An 18,359-nucleotide genomic window follows, 5' to 3' on the forward strand; every position below is an offset into this window, starting at 1 on the left:
GCGCGCGATATGTGCGGAATCGCCGGCCTTTTCCATTGCGGGACACCCAAGCCGGTCGATCCGGCACGCGTCAGCCGAATGTGCGACGCGTTGTTTCATCGCGGCCCGGACGGGTCCGGCATTTGGACCGGTCAGGGTGTAGGGCTGGGGCACCGCCGGCTTGCGATTATCGATCTTGAGGGATCGCCGCAGCCTATGCACGCGCATGATGGGAACGCGGTAATCGTATTCAACGGGGAGATTTACAATTTCCGCGAGCTGCGACGCGAACTCGAAGGGCACGGCGCAAAATTCCGCACTGATGGCGACACCGAAGTCATATTGGCCGCATGGCAGCGATGGGGCCCCGATTGCCTCGAAAAGCTGCACGGCATGTTTGCCTTCGCGATTTACGATCTGAACCGGAAAGAGCTGTTTCTGGCCCGTGACAGGCTGGGCGTGAAGCCGTTGTTCATGGCGCATTTGAGCGACGGCAGCCTCGCATTCGCGTCAGAATTGAAAGGGCTGCTTGCCCATCCGCTGCTTCGCCGCGAAATCGATCCGCTGGCGGTAGAGGATTACATGACCTGGGGGTACGTGCCGGATCACCGATCCATCCTCAAGGGTGTCGAAAAACTGCCTGCCGGTCACTTCTGCTTGCTGCGCCACGGGGAAACACCGGCGCCGCCGCGTCAATGGTGGGATGTCGATTTCAGCCAACGAAAATCGGGCAAAACCTCCGATCTTTCTGCGGAATTGCTGTTCAGGATGCGGGAAGGGGTGACATCCCGGATGGATGCCGACGTCCCGCTCGGCGCATTCCTGTCCGGCGGGGTGGATTCGTCGAGCGTGGTTGCGCTTATGGCTGAATCCAGCCGCGACCCGGTAACTACCTGTTCGATCGGGTTCGACGTCGCTGCACTCGATGAAACCGGCTACGCAGAGAAAGTGGCCGCGCGTTTCGGTACCGACCACCACAGCCGCATCGTCGACCCTGATGATTTCCAGCATATCGATGCCTTGGCCGGTATGTTCGACGAGCCTTTCGCGGACGCTTCGGCATTGCCGACATGGCGTGTCTGCCAATTGGCGCGGGAACACGTCACCGTTGCATTGTCTGGCGACGGCGCAGACGAGGCATTCGCCGGATATCGCCGGCAGGTTTTCCATGCGCGCGAAGAACAGCTTCGTTCGGTCTTGCCTTCAGCCTTGCGGAAACCGCTGTTCGGCGGCCTCGGCGCGATCTGGCCAAAGGCTGACTGGGCACCCCGGCCGCTGCGGGCGAAGTCGACCTTTCTATCGCTCGCCCAGGACGGTGCGGAAGGGTATGCACGGTCGCTCTCGGTCATCCCGCCGGAACTGCGGTTCGCCTTGTATGGCGACGATCTGAAGCGGGAACTTGGCGGCTACAGGGCAGAGGCACCGCTGATCAGAATGATGCGCGATGCCCCGGCCCGTTCGGGTCTGGACCGGGCGCAATATGCCGATCTCAAATTCTGGTTGCCAGGGGATATCCTGACCAAGGTCGACCGGACCAGTATGGCAGTCAGCTTGGAAGCCCGTGAACCGCTGCTGGACCACCGTCTAATCGAATTCGGTGCGCAGTTGCCGCACCGTGCCAGAGTCCGCGGTACGCAAGGCAAATGGCTGATCAAGCACACAATGGAACGCTATCTGCCCGAGGATATCCTCTACCGGCCGAAGCAAGGTTTCGTGACGCCGATTTCGGACTGGTTCCGGGGGCCGCTGGCCAGCGAAGCACGCGCAATCTGTTCTGCTGGCGGCCTGGCCGACACCGGCTGGTTTGATGAGCACGCGCTGGCGAAACTTGCCGACGATCACATTTCAGGGAAGTCGGATCACGGACGTATCCTGTGGCAATTGTTGATGCTCGGGAAATCGATAAAGCGTCTCGGCATTGGCCTGTAAGACTCGGAAAAAGAGTCAGAAATGCATTTTCCACTGCGAATTGCGAACCAGTCCAGAAAAAGGACATGAAAAATAATCGGTTGCCAAGCGAGTCGCGGCTCATGTAGCAAGTAGCTGATGAGGACCGAAACCACCCAATTATAGGGGTCGCTAATGGATCGGATCGAATCAGGGCTTGAACGAGGCGGGGGCGAATTGGACAGTATATCCTCTTCAGCAATGCCGTTAGGCGAGGGCGACGACCATCTGGTTGTCGAGAACTCGATCTATTCAGGCATTCCCGATGAGCTGTTTTCCCTGCAAGAACTCGACGTTCTTTATCAGGAGGAAACGCAGACGCTCTGGTCCTATATGCGCCCCAGCGGCAGGCCCAGCTTCACCCGCGCACTTCTGGGCGATTTCGAAAACTGGCAGAAACTGATCGCCAAGGGGTTCGGGCCGGGCAAGGTACCGCTCAAATTTCTCGTCTTAGGCAGCAGGGCGCCGGGAGTGTTCTGTTTTGGCGGCGATCTGTCGCTGTTCCAGCAATTGATCCGCAATCGTGACCGGGCGGGGTTGGAGCATTATGGCCACCGGTGCTGCGAAATCCTGTTCAATAACATGAACACGCTCGACATCCCGATGCTGACCGTCGGGCTCGTCGAAGGGGCCGCGCTTGGCGGCGGGTTCGAGGCCTTGCTTTCTTTCGATTACATTGTTGCTGAACGCGATGCGACCTTCGGGCTGCCGGAAATCATGTTCGGTCTATTCCCCGGAATGGGCGCGCATGCGTTTCTGTCTCGCAAGCTAGGCAGCGCGATGGCCGACCGCCTGATCGTTTCGAACGAAACCTATACCGCTGAACAGATGTACGATCTTGGTCTGGTTCACCACCTTGCCGAGAAAGGCGAAGGGCTGAGCGCGTGCAAGGAATTCATCAAGAAGTCGGAACGGCGCCATGCCGGAATGGTCAATGCGCGCAAGGCGATGAAGATTGCCTGGAAGCTGGAGCTTGCGGAATTGAACCGGATCACGGACCTGTGGGCCGATGCCGCGCTGCAACTCAGCGAACGCGACCTGAAAGTGATGAACCGCCTCGCATCGGCGCAGCAAAGACTGGCTGACGCCGCTTGATCAGTCGCCCATGCCATGGCCCAGGGCCATGTATTCATCGCTCTGCATTTCCATCAGGCGGCTGACCGTGCGTTCAAATTCGAAGCTGCCGTCACCTGACTGATAGAGGTTTTCCGGCACTGCTGCGGCCGTCACGAACAGCTTGACCCGGTATTCGTACAGCGCGTCGATCAATGTGACGAAGCGTGCTGCTTCGTTGCGGTCGTCAGGCCCCATCACCGGGATACCAACGATGATTACGGTGTGGAATGTGCGCGCGATGGCGAGATAATCGCTCGCGCCGCGTGCTTCCTTGCACAGCCGTTTGAAGCTGAAAACTGCAACCCCCTTCAGGGCGCGGGGCACGTGCAGGGTGCGCCCGCCGCCCAAGTCTATTTCAGACGAAGGCACATGGGCGCCGTCGTCCGGATCATAATCGGTCAGGCGGAAGAAAGCCTCGCGAACCTGGGCTGTGGCATCGTCTCCTAGCGGGGTGTGCCATGTATCGAGCCCGCCGATACGGTCGAGCCGGTAATCGGTGGGGCCGTTCAATGGAATTACGTCCAGCCGGTTTTCAATCAGGTCGATGAACGGCAGGAAGTGTTCCCGGTTGAGCCCGTCCTTGTAAAGATCATGCGGTGGGCGGTTGGAGGTGGTGACAATGGTCACACCTTCATCGACGATCAATGCCCGGAACAACCGGCTCATGATCATGGCGTCGGCGCTGTTGTTAACGACCATCTCGTCGAAACAGAGGCAGCGCAGGTTCTCACCCAGTTCGCGCGCGACATTGGGTATGGGGTCGCCCGGGTCGGCCTGCCTCCACGAACGCATCTTCTGATGCACTTCCTGCATGAAGGCGTGAAAGTGAACCCGGCGTTTTTCCTTGATCGCCAGAGCATCGTGAAACAGATCCATCAGCATGGATTTGCCGCGGCCTACACCGCCCCACATATAAATGCCGCGCGGCTGCGCAGGCTTCTTGCCTAAAAGTTTGCCGATGAAGCCGGTTTCGGCGCGATCGGCCAGTTGGTGGCGCAAAGCCGCCAGCTTGCGTGCCGCCGCCGCCTGTTCCGGATCGGGGCGCAGTTCGCCGGCGGCAACCAGTTCGTCGTAACGCGACATGGGCGAGCCGCTCATTTCCTGGGCGAGGCCTTGCGTACCAATCCGGAAAATGCCGCGACCAGATGATCTTCCTGGACCACTTCCCCGCGCATGAACATGAGCCTGCCGGTTTCGCGCATCACCTCCACCACCGCATCCAGGGGCTGGTCCATCCGGCCGGCTCCAATGAACTGGGTCGATAGTTCCAGCGTTACCGCCATCCCGGCCTCGCTTTCGCGCAACACGTGCATGGCGGAAAACAGCGAGATATCGATCAGGGAAAGGGTGATGGCCCCGTGGATCATATCCTGAAGGTTCGAATGCCTGCGTTCGGGCAGCATGCGCAGGCGGCATTTATTGCCTTCCTGACGCACCATCATAGGGCCCATCACTTGCGTGTTGAACCGGGTGTTGTCCTTCATATCCCATGTGTACCAGCCGGGCTGGTCGGGGACGGGCTTATACTCGAAGAAGTCGGGCGGGGCGCGCATCTGCTCAGCCAATTGCGGCTTAGATCGTACGCTCGGCCATCATTTTCTTGGTTTCGGCGATTGCCTTTGCCGGGCTGAGACCCTTCGGGCACACATTCGCACAGTTCATGATCGTGTGGCAGCGATACAGGCGGAAGGGGTCTTCCAGTTGATCAAGCCGCTCGCCCGTCATTTCATCGCGGCTGTCTGCCAGCCAGCGATAGGCCTGCAGCAGAATTGCCGGGCCAAGAAACTTGTCGCTGTTCCACCAATAGGATGGGCAGCTGGTCGAACAACAGGCGCACAGGATGCACTCGTACAGGCCGTCCAGCTGTTCACGCTGTTCCGGGCTCTGTAGCCGTTCCTTGCCGCTTGGCGTTGGTGTTACCGATTGCAGCCAAGGGCGGATCGACGCGTATTGCGCATAGAAATGCGTGAAATCCGGGACGAGATCCTTGACCACTTCCATGTGCGGCAGGGGCGTAATCCGAATTTCGCCCTTCATATCTTCGATTGCGGAAGTGCAGGCGAGGCCGTTCTTACCGTTCATGTTCATGGAGCATGAGCCGCAAATCCCTTCGCGGCAGGAACGGCGGAAGGTCAGCGTCGGATCGATTTCGTTCTTGATCTTGAACAGCGCGTCGAGAACCATCGGGCCGCACTGGTCGAGGTCGATCTCGAACGTGTCGTAACGCGGGTTTTCGCCGCTTTCCGGATCGTAGCGGTAAATCTTGAATTTCTTCACTCGTGCGGCGCCGTCGGCCTTGTAGTCACGGCCCTTGCCATTGATGCGTGAGTTCTTGGGGAGAGTGAAGGTCGCCATAGTCTGAAAAATCCTGATCTCGCTTGCGCCGCCTACTTACCTATTATGGCCGTCAACACAAGCGGCCTGCGGTTGATTTCCGATGTAGGAAACTTGCGCATCGGCTGCACCCTCAAAGAATCCAACATCGCTTGCGGATTTTGCACCGTGTCCGGCGGCATCCACCCAAGCAGGGAACAATGCGCCGGCACAGGGCGTCTATCGGGCATGACTGATGATCAACAAGCGAACGTAAACGAGTTCAGCTGCGCGGCAATTTTCGGCGCTTCCGGAGGGATTGGCAGGGCGCTGACTGAGAATCTGGCAAATAACGGCGTGACCGTGTGGGCCGGATCGCGAAGCGGCAATGTCCCGCAGGAAGGTGACGTGCGGCCTTTCGCGTTCGACCTTAATGACGAAGCGACTATCGAGCAGGCTGCTTCTCTGATGCAGTCCCGCCCGCCGCAATTGATCATCGCCGCGACCGGGGTTCTGACATTGGCCGATGGAACCGGGCCAGAGCGCAGCTATCGCGGCTTGCGCCCTGACATCATGGCGCAGGTGATGGCCCTGAACACCATTGGCCCGGCGATGATCGCCAAGCATATGTTGCCGCTGCTGGACCGCCATGAACGCGGAGTGTTCGCAGCAATTTCGGCGCGGGTGGGTTCCATCAGCGACAACGGGTTGGGGGGATGGCATTCCTATCGCGCCTCGAAAGCGGCCCTCAATATGCTGATCAAGAATTTCGCGATCGAACTGCGGCGTACCCACAAACAGGCAGTGGTTGCGGGGTTGCACCCCGGGACAGTCGATAGCGAGCTATCGAAGCCGTTTCAGGGAAACCTGCCTGAAGGACAGTTGACCGATCCCGCGGAGGCAGCGCAAAATTTGCTTGCTGTCCTGCGCGGCCTGACACCCGATAATTCCGGCGAAGTTTTTGATTTTGCGGGGAAGAGGATCCCCAGCTGATCAGCCCATCAATCCGTTACGGCGCAGACTATCGGCAAGGATTGTCTCGATCAGTTCTGCCTGCGTCCAGCCTGCAAGTACGGCAGAGCGGCCATAAACCTTTTCCGACCAGAGATTGCAGTTCAGGTTCACTTCGATGAAGTGCACTTCACGCGTTTCGCGGTTCACTCTGAATTCGAAACGCCCGTAATCGAACGGACGGTATTCGCCCCACAATTTGCGGGTGTAATCGTTGATCACTTCAGTCAATTCAGGATCATCGAATGCGTCGAGTGAGTACTTGTTGGTGCGGTCGACCAGATCGCGCTTTTCGTAATATGTTCTGAGATGCGACGGGTCCGCCTGCTCGAAAATCATGTGCGGCATGATCACAGGGTCGCCAATCGTGATGACCGGCACCTCCACATCGCTGCCGACAAGAAACGGCTCGACGATTGCATCGTGCTTGTCCGCGTGAATTTCGTCGATTGCCGATTTTACCCCGGCCCAATCGGTCGCATCATGCACGCCCCAGCTGGCGGATGAAGCATTCGGCTTGATCACATAGCGTTCTGCCTGCGGACACGCAGCCGGATCGATCGGCGCTCCCCGGCGATAGATCGTCCAATCCGCAGTTGGCACGCCGGCTACGACAGCGGCACGTTTTGCTAGATGCTTGTCATCAGACAGGCCGCGCAGGATCGGGCTTGCGCCAAGAAACGGAATGCCGTGCCGTGTGCAAAGGAGCGGGCCGAGCATTTCGGAGTTGAAAAATCCGGCCCGGTTCAGCAGCGGGAACACGAAATCGACCTCCGGCTTTTCGAACAGCACATCAAAACTGTCCGCCAGCATGAGGTCGAGGCCGAGGCTTTTCAAAATCTCCCGCGTTTCAACATGATAGAGCGCGTGGTTGCCATCGTCAGGGTGCAAGCCGCCATCCCACTTCGCATGTTTGGCGATAAAAAGGATACGCAAACGCTCTTTAGTTGCGGCGTCGATCTTGAGTGGTTCTAGCTGCGGCAAAACTCGATTAACCTCTTTTGCGGTGGTGCCGTCCCTTAGTTCTGCTAGGGGCCGTGGCCAAGTACAATTGTCGGGCCGATCCCTGAATGCTTGCTAAATATCCTGACCTCCATCCTGATTTTTCGGCCACTGATGATGTGCGCGATCTTGTTTCGCTGCTGTCCTCTGGCGGTGATGCCCGGATAGACCTCGATCCGGAAACCGGGCTCAATCGCTACATGTCCGCCCCTTATCCGCGGCGCGCGCTGGCATTTGCATCTTCCACCGCAAACGATCTGTCAGCCGACGCATTTCGTCATCTCCTGGCGCTGCGCGGCGCAGGAACTGTGGCTTATCGTGAACACCTCGCTGATCTGAGCCGCCGGATCAGGTCGGCTTATGATCTGGGCGAGGGGTGTGATGTCGTGTTCGCGCCGTCGGGAACCGACCTTGAATACGTTGCGCTGGCCGCTGTGCGCGGACGTCAGCCGAACGGAATCCACAATATTTTGCTCGGCGCAGATGAAGTGGGCCGGGGCTGCGTTCATTCGGCACATGGCAACTATTTTGCCCCGGAAACTGCATTGGGCAGGGATACCGAGCAGGGTGCCGATGTCGAAGGATTGGAAAATGTCAGCCTAGCCGACATTCCGGTCCGGTGTATGCAGGGGCAGGCGCGCACAAGCGCAGAGATGGCCGAGGCGATCCGTGTCGAGCTCGAGCTTGCCCGGCAAATGGGCCGTCATGCGCTGGTCCATGTTGTCCACGGGTCGAAAACCGGCCTGATCTTGCCCGAGCTAAGCGAAATTGACAGCCTGCGTTCCGAATTCGGCGATGCCTTCACACTGGTTGTCGACGCGTGTCAGGCGCGGATCATGTCTGACGCCGTTCAGGCCTATCTCGACCGCGGGGCGGTTGTTTTCCTCACCGGGTCCAAATTCATGGGCGGCGCGCCCTTCAGCGGCTTTGCATTGGTCCCTGATGCGACTGTCGCTCAAGCAGCAGAGCTTCCCAAGGGGTTTCGCAACATTTTCCGGCGGGCTGAATGGCCTGACAGCTGGCTCGGTGCAAGCGATCTGGAAGACAGCGAGAATCCAGGTCTGGCGCTTCGTCTGGAAGCCTCTGTGTTCGAACTGGAACGCTTTCAGCAGCTTTCCCTGGATCAGATAAAGCGGGTGATTTTCGCTTTTCAGCGGGCGTTGGAGGCGAAATTGATCCAGCCGTTCGGGTTCGAGCTCGTCCAGCCCCATAGTGATAATGATGGGGCGGAGGCGCGGGGACATCCGCTGGAAATGCTCACGCTGGCAACCCTCGATGTCAGCTCGCATCCTGCGTCAGAGTTCTTTGAAGGGGCAGAAAAACTGCACCGCAAACTCGCGCTGTCGGGCTTGAGGTTGGGGCAGCCTGTAAAGAGCGTGCGAACCGAAGAAGGCAAATGGGGCGGGACCTTGCGGGTCGGCCTTTCAATGCCGCAGATGGTCAGGCTCGCGGCATTGAGCGACGAGGCGCTCGAAACGGCGCTTGCGGAAGAGATTGGCCAGATCGGCGATGCCCTGAACGCTGAGCGGACGGTTAGCTGACCGGTTTCTGATGCGCGCTCAGGCTGCGGCTAAACGCCTGCCAGCTTTGCCGTGTCGAGGATTGCTCCGACAAATCCTTCGGGATCGTCTTCCTGAATGAAGTGACCCCCGCGAAGCGTCCGGTGCAGGTCATGCTTTGCCCCGGGAATTCGTTCCTGAAACGGGGTGAAGCCGCCCCTCGTGATGGGGTCCCTGTCGCTAAAGCAGCAGGTGAAAGGCTTTTCAAACTTTTCCAGAACTTTCCACGCTTCGAGTTGTGCGGGCACTTCGATGTTATCGCCCAGCGGGACCAGAGCGGGGAAAATGCGTGCTGCGGCCTTGCTGGCTCGGGTGTCGTAAGGGGCGTTGTAGGCCTGCACGACGCTGTCGGGCAGATCGGTCGTCGTCGCTCGCTGGATTATTCCGCCGATCGGGAAGACCGGACTCATTTTTGCGAAGGCGCGCCATTTGGCAAATGCTGGAGGTGGTTCCTGCCCCGCAGGCAAACCTCCGTTGGACAGGACAACCGCTGCGAACCTTTCCGGCATCGCGGCCACAAGCCTGAGGCCGATCAGCGAGCCCCAATCCTGGCAAACCAGAATAACGTTGTTAAGCCCCATCGCCTCGAACCATTCGCGCATCCACGCGACGTGACGCTGGTAAGTGAATTCGGACTTGGACGTTGGCTTGTCCGATTTGCCGAAGCCAATCAGGTCCGGCGCCAGGACACGGTAGCCAGCCTCCACCACCGGGCCAATCATCTTGCGGTAGAGGAAACTCCAGCTCGGTTCGCCGTGCAACATGAGGACAGGCGTTCCGCCTTGCGGACCTTCGTCCAAATAATGGAGCCGCAATCCGTCTTTCAGGATGTGATAGCGAGGATCGAAAGGATAGCCGGGAATATCGGCAAAGCGGGCATCCGGCGTCCGGTGAACCTTTGACATGGTAAACATCCTCCCCTTCCAGTATCATGACTTCGTGCGAGGCAGTTGGGAAGTGCAAAATGGGCCTACAGTCATGGTGGGATGAACACGGTGTACCGCGGGTCATAAAGTTCGCTTGCGGTGCTCCACAGATTATGAAGCTGCGTTCGCAGTTAGTCCCGATGGCTACAGGCGATGTCTTTGAGATCGGCTGCGGCGGGGGTATCAACCAACAATTCTACAATGCTGCTGCGATCGATTCTTATTGCGGAATAGATCCCGGCGCGAAGTTACTTGAATACACCAGACAGGAAGCGGAGAACAAAGGCTGGCAGGCCGACATCCGCGACGGGATCGGTGAAGACATTCCGTTTTCCGATGAAAGCTTCGACACTGTGGTGTGCACATTCACGATGTGCTCGGTGCAGGATCAGGCTCAGGTTGTGCGCGAAATGCGCAGAATTCTGCGTCCAGGCGGCAAGCTGCTGTTTCTGGAACACGGCCGTGCACCAGACCAGAGTGTGGCGAAATGGCAGGATCGGATCGAGCCGGTATGGAAGCCGATCGCAGGCGGCTGCCATCTGACCCGGCCCATCACCACCGCAGTGCGCGAGGGTGGATTTGAAACGGAGAGACTTGGCGAAAAATACGTTCCCAAAACGCCCAGGCCCGTCGGTTGGGTAGAATGGGGTGTGGGAACAAAGTTTGGTTCCTGAGCCCGCAACGGCGGGCTTAATCCTTGAACCGGTTGCGGCGATCCCATTCCTTCAGACCGGTCGTTTCAACCTCGTTAAGCAGCCACTTTGCGAACCAGTTTTCCGGAAGCAAGGCGACTGAACGATCCAGCAATGACCGGATCTGACCTTCGCTTGCGGCCGCCGATCTACTGCGCATGATTGCATATGCAAGTGCTGAGCAGCCATGCGCAAGTCCAGCATCGCACGCGTCAGAATAGAGGCCAGCCACCGGCAGCAGGCGGGCTTTGACATTGCCACCTTCGTACGGGCTGCCGCCGCCGAAATACTCATTCGGTGAATACATCGGACACTGCAGGCCGTCACCATCATTGCAGGCAATCGCGTACAAAGCATTGGCGCGGACCATATCCCGAGGAACGCCGTAACCGGTCCGGTAGTGAAATCCGAGATTGGTACAGCTGTCGAGATCTACATATCCGCAACCGATGTTGAGCCAATGGTTGGCGCGCACCGGATCTTCGATCTGCACCATGTTTCCATGACCATCAAATACCGCTGACAGAGTGAAGCAGGCACTGCCAGCGCTTCGCTCTCCTGAGACACAGGAGGCATCGAGGAGCGAGATACCTGCCGGGACATTTTTCTCTAATCCTTTGCCGTGCAGGTAATGCCCGGCAAGGTTGGCGCATGACCGCATCGAGCCAAGATCGCAGCCACGGTGAAGAAAACGAATTTGTTTGGTGAAATCCGGGTCGCTGCCAGAACTGGCAGCCTCAAGCGAACGGTTGAAGCACGCTTTCCCGCTACCGAGGTCGCAAGCCTTTTCGAACAGCTCACTTGCGCGCGCGTTGCTTCGTTTGACGCCTTCTCCATCACGGTAAACAACCCCGAGGTGGTAGCAGCCAGTCGCGTTATCTTCTTCACAAGCGGAGCGCCAAAGCTGGGTTGCTTCCCTCAAATCCCCGGCCATGTAGGCGTCTAGCCCAGGATTGTCAGAAGCTGAGACGCCCGCCGCCGGGATCAGGGCGGCTGCAATCGCAATTGCAGCATGCCTGAGGCGGCGGGCGCTCAATTTATTCTCCGAAGGTGCGCTGCCACCAACCGCCGCGTTTTTTCGCGGGCTTGTCGGTTTCTGCGGCAGGTTCCGGTGCCTGAGCCTTCTCTGCAGTGACGGGGACTGAAACAGCCGCAGCGTCCTCTGCCGGCTGCTCCTTCACCTTCTTGGCAGGTGCCTTGCGGGCAGCAGCTTTGCGGGCAGGAGCCTTCTTGGCCGGCTTCTCATCTGCTTTCTCAGCATCATCAGCTGCGGGAGCCTCGATATCCGCCTTCTTGCGACGCGTGCGCTTCGGCTTGTCTTCAGCCGGTTGCTCGTCCGCCGTTTCGTCGGATTTCTTTTTCCGGGTCCGCTTGGGCTTCGGCTTTTCTGCTTCAGCCGGCGCTTCCGCCGAAGCTTCAGCAGAGGCCGGAGCGGCCTTCTTTCTGCGTGTCCGCTTGGGTTTCTCTTCTGCTGCGGCAGCTTCTGCGGTTTCAGGTGAGCCATCCGGGCCCGCAACGACAGCCATATCCTGTTTGACCTGCTCGGAAACCTCGGCGAGGTTTTCCGCGTCGTCTGCAGTTATGTCATTGGATTGTTCGCTATCACCGCGACCACGGCCCCCACGGCGACCCCGGCCTCCGCGCCGACGGCGCTTCTTCTTGGGCTTGCCATCTTCGTCGTCTTCGCCATCGGAACGGTTCTCGTCATTGTCATCATCGGATGCGACCTGATCGGAATCGTCGTCGCCGTCATTGGCCTTGTTACGGCCACGTCCGCCGCGCCGGCGGCGCTTCTTCTTCGGCTTGCCTTCGTCGTCATTATCGCTTTCGTCGAAGTTTTCCTCGACTTCCTCTTCGTCCTCTTCGTCATCGACGATAGGATCGAACTTTGGCGCTTCGGTAGGACGAGGGCCAGAGCTTCTGACGGACATCTTCGCGCCTTCGTCTTCCCCTTCAGGAATGACTTCGACGGTCACGTTGTACCGGTGTTCAATCTCGGCAAGATCTGCGCGCTTGGCGTTTAGCAGGTAGACAGCGGCCTCGGTGCTCGCAGCAAGCTGGATAACCGTTCCCTTACCCTTTGCCGCTTCATCCTCGATCAGGCGAAGGGCGGAGAGGCCGGCGCTCGATGCGGTGCGCACCAGGCCTGTGCCATCACAATGCGGGCATTCGCGGGTCGACGCTTCGAGCACACCTGTACGCAAGCGTTGGCGGCTCATTTCCATGAGGCCGAAGCCGGAAATCCGGCCTACCTGAATGCGGGCGCGATCGTTCTTGAGCGCGTCCTTCATGGCGCGTTCGACTTTGCGGACGTTGGAATTGTATTCCATGTCGATGAAGTCGATCACGACCAGACCGGCCATGTCACGCAGGCGCAACTGACGGGCGATTTCCTTCGCCGCTTCGATATTCGTCGCAGTCGCGGTCTGCTCGATCCCGTGTTCCTTGGTGGAACGGCCGGAGTTGATGTCGATCGACACCAGGGCTTCCGTGGGATTGATCACCAGATAGCCGCCCGATTTCAACTGGACCATCGGGTCGTACATCGCGCGCAGCTGATCTTCGGCACCGTAGCGCTGGAACAGCGGGACCGGATCCGAATACGCTTTCACCCGGCGTGCGTGGCTGGGCATCAGCATCTTCATGAAGGATTTGGCGGATTTGTATCCGTCCTCGCCTTCGACAATCACTTCTTCGATCTCGCGATTGTAGATGTCGCGGATCGCCCTCTTGATAAGGTCGCTGTCCGAATGGATCAGGGCAGGGGCACTGGAACCCAGCGTGTTGTTGCGGATTTCGCCCCATAGACGGGCAAGGTAATCGAAATCGCGCTTGATTTCGGTTTTGGTGCGGCTGAGGCCGGCGGTGCGAACGATCAGACCCATCGATTTCGGCAGGCTGAGGTCGCCGACAATCTGCTTGAGGCGCTTGCGATCCTGCGCGCTGGAAATCTTGCGCGAGATGCCGCCGCCGTGGCTGCTGTTCGGCATCAATACCGTGTAGCGGCCGGCAAGGCTGAGATAGGTGGTAAGGGCAGCGCCCTTGTTGCCGCGTTCTTCCTTCACGACCTGCACCAGCAAGACCTGACGGCGCTGGATTACGTCCTGAATTTTGTAGCGGCGGCGCAGGGCCATACGCTTTGCGCGAACTTCGTCGACTTCTTTCGCACGGCTACGGCCCTTGTTTCCGCCCTGACGGCGGCCTTTGCCATTGCGTCCGCGGCGGCCGCGTCCACGGCCACCCTTGGATTTGCCGTCGTCATCGCCGTCCGATGATCCATCATCATCTTCGTCGTCATCGTTATCGTCGTCGCCATCTACATGGCCTTCTTCGATGGTGGCGACTCTGTCTTTTTCCGAAGTGTCGATTTCTTCCATGCCGTCTTCGGCAAGGTCTTCAGCCAAGGATCCAGCAGATTCGTCGTCAGCGTCGTATTCATCGCCGGGGACGTTGCCTTCATCTTCTTCCTCAGCGCGAAGGCGTGCTTCTTCTTCCGCTGCTTCGGCCTCTTCGGCGAGCAGCTGCTCGCGATCTTCCTTCGGAATCTGATAATAGTCAGGATGGATTTCGTTGAAGGCGAGGAAGCCGTGACGGTTGCCGCCGAAGTCGACAAATGCCGCCTGCAGCGAAGGTTCAACCCTCGTTACCTTTGCAAGATAGATGTTGCCTTTGATCTGCTTGTGTTCAGCAGATTCAAAGTCGAATTCCTCAATCCGGTTGCCTTTTAGTACCGCCACCCGGGTCTCTTCCGAGTGGCGCGCATCGATTAGCATGCGCGTTGCCATTGAATTTTCTCCATGCGCGACCGGGCGGCCCGGATTTCAGGACTTTGCCTGATGCCGTTCCGCCTATTGGGAGGCGCAAATATGTGTGTAGTCCGCTCGTTCTGTGTGACGATGCGGTGATGAAAGACCGGCTCGGGCGCTTATTCGCCCGCTTTACTGAATTGAGCCGGAGTGATGTGTCTGCGGAGCAGAGATCGCGCATTGTGTGCGCCGCCCGGTCCGCCCAAATCACGGCGCGGCCTTGCGGCAGCAACGTGTGGGTCGGGGAGAGGCTTCTCATGTCTGCATCAACCTGTAGTAATGCCGAAGCGGGGCCCCGGCGGTAATCGGCAATTATCATGTCCAAAACGCTGATTTCATCCGCAATCGGACTTCAATCGGCGTGAACAAGGCGAACCCTTGCCAACGCGTTCGTGCTAGCACCGTGGGTTTCTTGTCGCAACCATATTGCGCAACTTGCCCGCAACACCGTAACGATGGCGCGCAATGTCACTGCGGATGCAAATATGGTTAATTTTTCTTGCCCCGGTTCTGCTGGTCGGCGGGCTGTACGTATTCGGCCTGACATTACCTGTGCCGCACCTCGGACGCGACTATGTGGTGCGTTTGTTGCTGCCTGACTCCGGGGCCGAACTGGATTTGCCCGAAGTCCTCGGGCCTCAGGACATGTCGCGCCCATTGGTTGTGATCGACGCCGGCCACGGGGGCAAAGACCCTGGTGCCAGCGGTGCCGGCTACCGCGAAAAGGACGTGGTGCTCGGCCTCGCAGAAGCGCTGCGCGACCAGTTGATTGAAGAAGGCGGCATCCGTGTGGCTCTAACGCGCAGCGACGACACGTTTCTGGTGCTGGAAGAAAGGCCTGAAATCGCTCGCCGCCTGAATGCGGATCTCTTTATCTCGATCCATGCCGATTCCTCTGGCGAGGTTTCTGGTGTGCGCGGCGCGAGCATTTACACCCTGTCGGAAGAAGCCTCGAGTGAAGCGGCTGCGCGATTTGCAGAACGGGAGAACAGCGCCGACAGATTGAACGGTGTCCGCATCGAGGGGCAGAGTCAGGAAATCAGCGATATTCTGGTGGAACTTGCCCAGCGGCGCGTTCAGCAAAATTCGGCCGAATTTGCGGGCCTGATCGTGCGCGAAGGGATCGGTATTCTCCAATTTCATCCGCAACGCAGAAGAGCTGCCGCGCTGGCAGTTTTGCGTGCGCCTGATGTTCCTGCGGTGCTTTACGAATCGGGGTTCATCACCGATCCTGACGATGCGGACCGTTTGACGTCGGAAGAGGGCAAGAAAGGCTTTGCCGAAACCATGGCCCGAGCGATCAGGATTTACTTCGCCCGGCAGTCGGCAACGTAATCACCGGTCATCTGCGAGATACATTCTGGTGCGAGACAGAAATGCCGTGCTAAAGGCTGAAGCCAATTATGGTCGACACATCTAAATTCGAATCCATCAGCTACCGTATCCGCCGCGAAGCGAGCGGGGTGCTGAATTGGTTCAAGAGCAATTGGCGCGAGCGCCGCTGGTTCCGCTGGAGTGCCATCGGGCTGGGCAGTTTGCTGGTCCTATGGATCATTGTGTGGGCGTTGATCGCGCGGACATTGCCTGACGCGAATACGCTTCTGGATTACGAACCGCCGCTTCCTACAGTTGTCCGCGGTGTCGAGGGCGAGATCGTACACTCCTATGCACGTGAACGGCGTGTGCAGCTGCAATATGCCGATTTCCCCGAGACATTGATCGAGGCGTATCTGGCGGCAGAAGACAAGACATTCTTCAGTCATGGCGGGATCGATGCGGGCGGTTTGATCGGTGCTGTGTTCGATTATGTCAGCAAGCTGGGTTCTGGAGAGCGTGCGGTAGGCGGGTCGACCATTACCCAACAGGTTGCGAAGAATATCCTCCTCACCAACGAATATTCGGTGACCCGCAAGATCAAGGAATTGATGCTGGCCCGCAGGATTGAGGGCGTTCTGACCAAGGAGCAGATCCTTGAGCTGTATCTGAACGAGATCCCGCTTGGGCGGCGCAGCTTCGGCGTGCAGGCAGCATCACGGGCGTATTTCGACAAGGATGTGGGCGATCTGGAACTGCACGAGATGGCATATCTGGCGATCTTGCCCAAGGCGCCGGAAACCTACAGCCGGCAGAAAAACTTCGACCGGGCGATGGAACGTCGCAATTTCGTCCTGACGCAGATGGCTGCGAATGACTTCATTACCGAGAGCGAAGCCAACGCCGCGAAGGCGCTGCCACTTGGCCTTGTCATGCAGCGGTCCAGCAGCCAATCCGTCGATGCCGGTTACTTCCTTGAAGAGGTGCGCCGCAAGCTGATCGAGGAATTTGGCGAGACCGCCGAAGAGAGCAAGAACAGCGTCTATGCGGGCGGCCTTTGGGTGCGAACATCGCTCGATCCGGAAATGCAGATTGCAGCCCGCGATGCGCTTCGCCGCGGCATGATGCGATATCACGGCAACCGCGGATGGGGCGGGCCCATTGCAACCATCGACATGGATGAAGGCGGCTGGAGCAGCCAGCTTGCAAGCTCCTTCCTCGGCATCAATTACGAAGGCTGGCGCATCGGCGTTGTCACCAAACGCAGCGGAAGCAATGCGACCATCGGTTTTTCGGACGGCGAAGAAGCCCCGCTGAGCAACCTGCCCAATGCATTGAAGGCTGGCGATGTCGTTGCAGCCCAGAAATCCGGTGCCGGTTATCTGGTGCGGAGCTTGCCCGGGGTGTCGGGCGGCTTTGTCGCCCAGGACCCGCAAAGCGGGCGGGTGCTAGCCATGCAAGGCGGTTTCGACAGCAGACTTGGTTCGTTCAACCGGGCGACTCAGGCCAACCGGCAGCCAGGCTCCACCATCAAGCCATTCGTTTACGCAACAGGGCTGGACAACGGGATGACACCGGCCAGCGAGGTGCCTGACCAGACTTTCTGTTATTATCAGGGCTCTCAGCTGGGTGAAAAATGTTTTCGCAATTCCGGCGGTGGTGGCGGCGGCGTCCATACGATGCGTTGGGGGCTTGAACAGTCGCGGAACCTGATGACCGTCCATATCGCTATGGAAGCGGGCATGCCCAATGTTGTGAAGACGATCAAGAATCTCGAGATTGGCGATTATCAGCCATATCCGGCGTTCGCCCTTGGTGCGGGTGAGACCACGGTCATGAAGATGGTCAATGCCTATTCCGCGCTGGCCAACCACGGCCGCCTGAACGAACCGACACTGATCGACTATGTTCAGGACCGGCGCGGGAAGGTGATTTATCGCGCTGACAAACGCGATTGTACGGGCTGCAACATGGCCAAGTGGGACGGGCAGCCAATGCCCCGCCTGAAGCCGACCGGCAAGCAAGCGCTTGATGCGCGCACCGCATATCAGACTGTCCATATGCTTGAGGGCGTCGTCCAGCGCGGCACCGGAACGGTCCTCAGGGATCTTGGCGTACCAATGTTCGGCAAGACCGGAACCACGACGGGGCCAAAAGACGTCTGGTTCGTAGGCGGCACACCAGAAGTGGTCGCTGGCGTATACATCGGATACGATACCCCGCGTAATCTCGGGGGGTATGCGCAGGGCGGAACAGTCGCCGCGCCGATCATCCGGCAATTTTTCGGCGAAACAAAAGACAGGCTGAGCGGAGATCCGTTCGTTGCCCCGCCGGGAGTACGGATGGTGAGGGTCGACCGCATTTCAGGCAAACGTGTGTTTGACGCATGGCCGGGCAAAGAACCCAAGGCCAGCGTGATCTGGGAGGCTTTCAAGCCCGATACAGAACCACCACGGATCACGCGGCGCGACGAAATTGAAAGCAAGCGGAAGGAAATCCTGGCCCTAATTCGGCAGGGAAGTCAGGCCGCGAGCATTTCGCAAAACACTGCCAATCGCGAAGAAGTGCCGGAAAACTTCGCCGAAGAACAAGGCGGTATCTACTAATCAGCGGCGGCATCGCGCGGCGACATGCCCGGGCGCGCGCACCGCTGAACTTTACAATCCATGTCCGTCCGCTAAGCGGGCCGCGACT

At 58.7% G+C, this 18,359-nt stretch carries 14 protein-coding genes; 7 read left to right on the forward strand and 7 right to left on the reverse strand.

What is annotated here, in order from left to right; genetic code table 11:
* Positions 1 to 9 precede the first annotated feature (9 nt).
* Positions 10 to 1,908: an XrtA/PEP-CTERM system amidotransferase gene (locus PO778_RS03650; RefSeq protein ID WP_271439335.1), complete on the forward strand. Its 1,899-nt coding sequence runs from the start codon at positions 10 to 12 to the stop codon at positions 1,906 to 1,908.
* Positions 1,909 to 2,127: 219 nt separating this feature from the next.
* Positions 2,128 to 3,021, forward strand: a complete 894-nt coding sequence (locus tag PO778_RS03655; RefSeq protein WP_160730622.1) for a crotonase/enoyl-CoA hydratase family protein — start codon at positions 2,128 to 2,130, stop codon at positions 3,019 to 3,021.
* Here PO778_RS03655 and zapE read toward each other — a convergent pair whose 3' ends face one another.
* Genes zapE through PO778_RS03670 form a run of 3 tightly spaced genes read right to left on the reverse strand, consistent with a single transcriptional unit; the run spans position 3,022 to position 5,397 of the window.
* The gene (gene zapE, locus PO778_RS03660) at positions 3,022 to 4,140 is read right to left on the reverse strand and encodes a cell division protein ZapE (RefSeq protein WP_271438642.1); all 1,119 of its coding nucleotides are present in this window, start codon (positions 4,138 to 4,140) and stop codon (positions 3,022 to 3,024) included.
* On the reverse strand, positions 4,137 to 4,595 hold the full coding sequence (locus tag PO778_RS03665; RefSeq protein ID WP_235903599.1) for a PaaI family thioesterase: 459 nt from the start codon (positions 4,593 to 4,595) through the stop codon (positions 4,137 to 4,139). Before PO778_RS03665 ends, zapE begins: the two co-directional genes overlap by 4 nt.
* A gap of 19 nt (positions 4,596 to 4,614) precedes the next feature.
* Positions 4,615 to 5,397 carry a succinate dehydrogenase iron-sulfur subunit gene (locus PO778_RS03670; RefSeq protein ID WP_160729733.1) on the reverse strand — a complete coding sequence of 261 codons (783 nt, stop codon included), beginning with the start codon at positions 5,395 to 5,397 and terminating at the stop codon, positions 4,615 to 4,617.
* A gap of 207 nt (positions 5,398 to 5,604) precedes the next feature.
* Here PO778_RS03670 and PO778_RS03675 point away from each other — a divergent pair, with 207 nt between their 5' ends.
* Positions 5,605 to 6,348, forward strand: a complete 744-nt coding sequence (locus tag PO778_RS03675; protein ID WP_271438643.1) for an SDR family NAD(P)-dependent oxidoreductase — start codon at positions 5,605 to 5,607, stop codon at positions 6,346 to 6,348.
* On the opposite strand, the gene PO778_RS03680 is transcribed toward PO778_RS03675, so the two are convergent.
* Entirely contained in the window at positions 6,349 to 7,302 is a 954-nt protein-coding gene (locus PO778_RS03680; RefSeq protein ID WP_235903600.1) for a D-alanine--D-alanine ligase family protein, read from the reverse strand.
* A gap of 134 nt (positions 7,303 to 7,436) precedes the next feature.
* Between PO778_RS03680 and PO778_RS03685 the strand changes: the two genes are divergently transcribed.
* On the forward strand, positions 7,437 to 8,909 hold the full coding sequence (locus PO778_RS03685; protein WP_271438644.1) for a hypothetical protein: 1,473 nt from the start codon (positions 7,437 to 7,439) through the stop codon (positions 8,907 to 8,909).
* A gap of 29 nt (positions 8,910 to 8,938) precedes the next feature.
* On the opposite strand, the gene PO778_RS03690 is transcribed toward PO778_RS03685, so the two are convergent.
* Positions 8,939 to 9,832 carry a haloalkane dehalogenase gene (locus PO778_RS03690; RefSeq protein WP_271438645.1) on the reverse strand — a complete coding sequence of 298 codons (894 nt, stop codon included), beginning with the start codon at positions 9,830 to 9,832 and terminating at the stop codon, positions 8,939 to 8,941.
* A gap of 134 nt (positions 9,833 to 9,966) precedes the next feature.
* Here PO778_RS03690 and PO778_RS03695 point away from each other — a divergent pair, with 134 nt between their 5' ends.
* Positions 9,967 to 10,527 carry a class I SAM-dependent methyltransferase gene (locus PO778_RS03695; RefSeq protein ID WP_333908174.1) on the forward strand — a complete coding sequence of 187 codons (561 nt, stop codon included), beginning with the start codon at positions 9,967 to 9,969 and terminating at the stop codon, positions 10,525 to 10,527.
* 16 nt (positions 10,528 to 10,543) lie between these two features.
* Here the strand turns inward: PO778_RS03695 and PO778_RS03700 are convergent, their stop codons facing one another.
* Both PO778_RS03700 and PO778_RS03705 read right to left on the reverse strand, forming a co-directional pair.
* Complete coding sequence (locus PO778_RS03700) at positions 10,544 to 11,581, reverse strand: tetratricopeptide repeat protein (protein WP_271438646.1); 1,038 nt, start codon at positions 11,579 to 11,581, stop codon at positions 10,544 to 10,546.
* Position 11,582: 1 nt separating this feature from the next.
* On the reverse strand, positions 11,583 to 14,330 hold the full coding sequence (locus PO778_RS03705) for an Rne/Rng family ribonuclease (protein WP_271438647.1): 2,748 nt from the start codon (positions 14,328 to 14,330) through the stop codon (positions 11,583 to 11,585).
* A gap of 486 nt (positions 14,331 to 14,816) precedes the next feature.
* On the opposite strand from PO778_RS03705, the gene PO778_RS03710 reads away from it, so the two are divergent.
* Positions 14,817 to 15,686 carry an N-acetylmuramoyl-L-alanine amidase family protein gene (locus tag PO778_RS03710; protein ID WP_160729741.1) on the forward strand — a complete coding sequence of 290 codons (870 nt, stop codon included), beginning with the start codon at positions 14,817 to 14,819 and terminating at the stop codon, positions 15,684 to 15,686.
* A gap of 68 nt (positions 15,687 to 15,754) precedes the next feature.
* Positions 15,755 to 18,271 (forward strand): penicillin-binding protein 1A, encoded by a 2,517-nt coding sequence (locus PO778_RS03715; protein WP_271438648.1) that lies wholly within the window; start codon positions 15,755 to 15,757, stop codon positions 18,269 to 18,271.
* The last annotated feature ends 88 nt before the right edge of the window (positions 18,272 to 18,359 follow it).

This window comes from Pontixanthobacter luteolus (genome assembly GCF_947494915.1).
In the GTDB taxonomy this organism is placed as follows: domain Bacteria; phylum Pseudomonadota; class Alphaproteobacteria; order Sphingomonadales; family Sphingomonadaceae; genus Pontixanthobacter; species Pontixanthobacter luteolus.

Excerpts from the sequence above, each read along its gene's own strand:
- PO778_RS03650 (WP_271439335.1), top strand. The coding sequence starts at position 10 with ATGTGCGGAATCGCCGGCCTTTTCCATTGCGGGACACCCAAGCCGGTC.
- PO778_RS03655 (WP_160730622.1), top strand. The coding sequence starts at position 2,128 with ATGCCGTTAGGCGAGGGCGACGACCATCTGGTTGTCGAGAACTCGATC.
- zapE (WP_271438642.1), bottom strand. The coding sequence starts at position 4,140 with ATGAGCGGCTCGCCCATGTCGCGTTACGACGAACTGGTTGCCGCCGGC.
- PO778_RS03665 (WP_235903599.1), bottom strand. The coding sequence starts at position 4,595 with ATGCGCGCCCCGCCCGACTTCTTCGAGTATAAGCCCGTCCCCGACCAG.
- PO778_RS03670 (WP_160729733.1), bottom strand. The coding sequence starts at position 5,397 with ATGGCGACCTTCACTCTCCCCAAGAACTCACGCATCAATGGCAAGGGC.
- PO778_RS03675 (WP_271438643.1), top strand. The coding sequence starts at position 5,605 with ATGACTGATGATCAACAAGCGAACGTAAACGAGTTCAGCTGCGCGGCA.
- PO778_RS03685 (WP_271438644.1), top strand. The coding sequence starts at position 7,437 with ATGCTTGCTAAATATCCTGACCTCCATCCTGATTTTTCGGCCACTGAT.
- PO778_RS03690 (WP_271438645.1), bottom strand. The coding sequence starts at position 9,832 with ATGTCAAAGGTTCACCGGACGCCGGATGCCCGCTTTGCCGATATTCCC.
- PO778_RS03695 (WP_333908174.1), top strand. The coding sequence starts at position 9,967 with ATGAAGCTGCGTTCGCAGTTAGTCCCGATGGCTACAGGCGATGTCTTT.
- PO778_RS03705 (WP_271438647.1), bottom strand. The coding sequence starts at position 14,330 with ATGGCAACGCGCATGCTAATCGATGCGCGCCACTCGGAAGAGACCCGG.
- PO778_RS03710 (WP_160729741.1), top strand. The coding sequence starts at position 14,817 with ATGTCACTGCGGATGCAAATATGGTTAATTTTTCTTGCCCCGGTTCTG.
- PO778_RS03715 (WP_271438648.1), top strand. The coding sequence starts at position 15,755 with ATGGTCGACACATCTAAATTCGAATCCATCAGCTACCGTATCCGCCGC.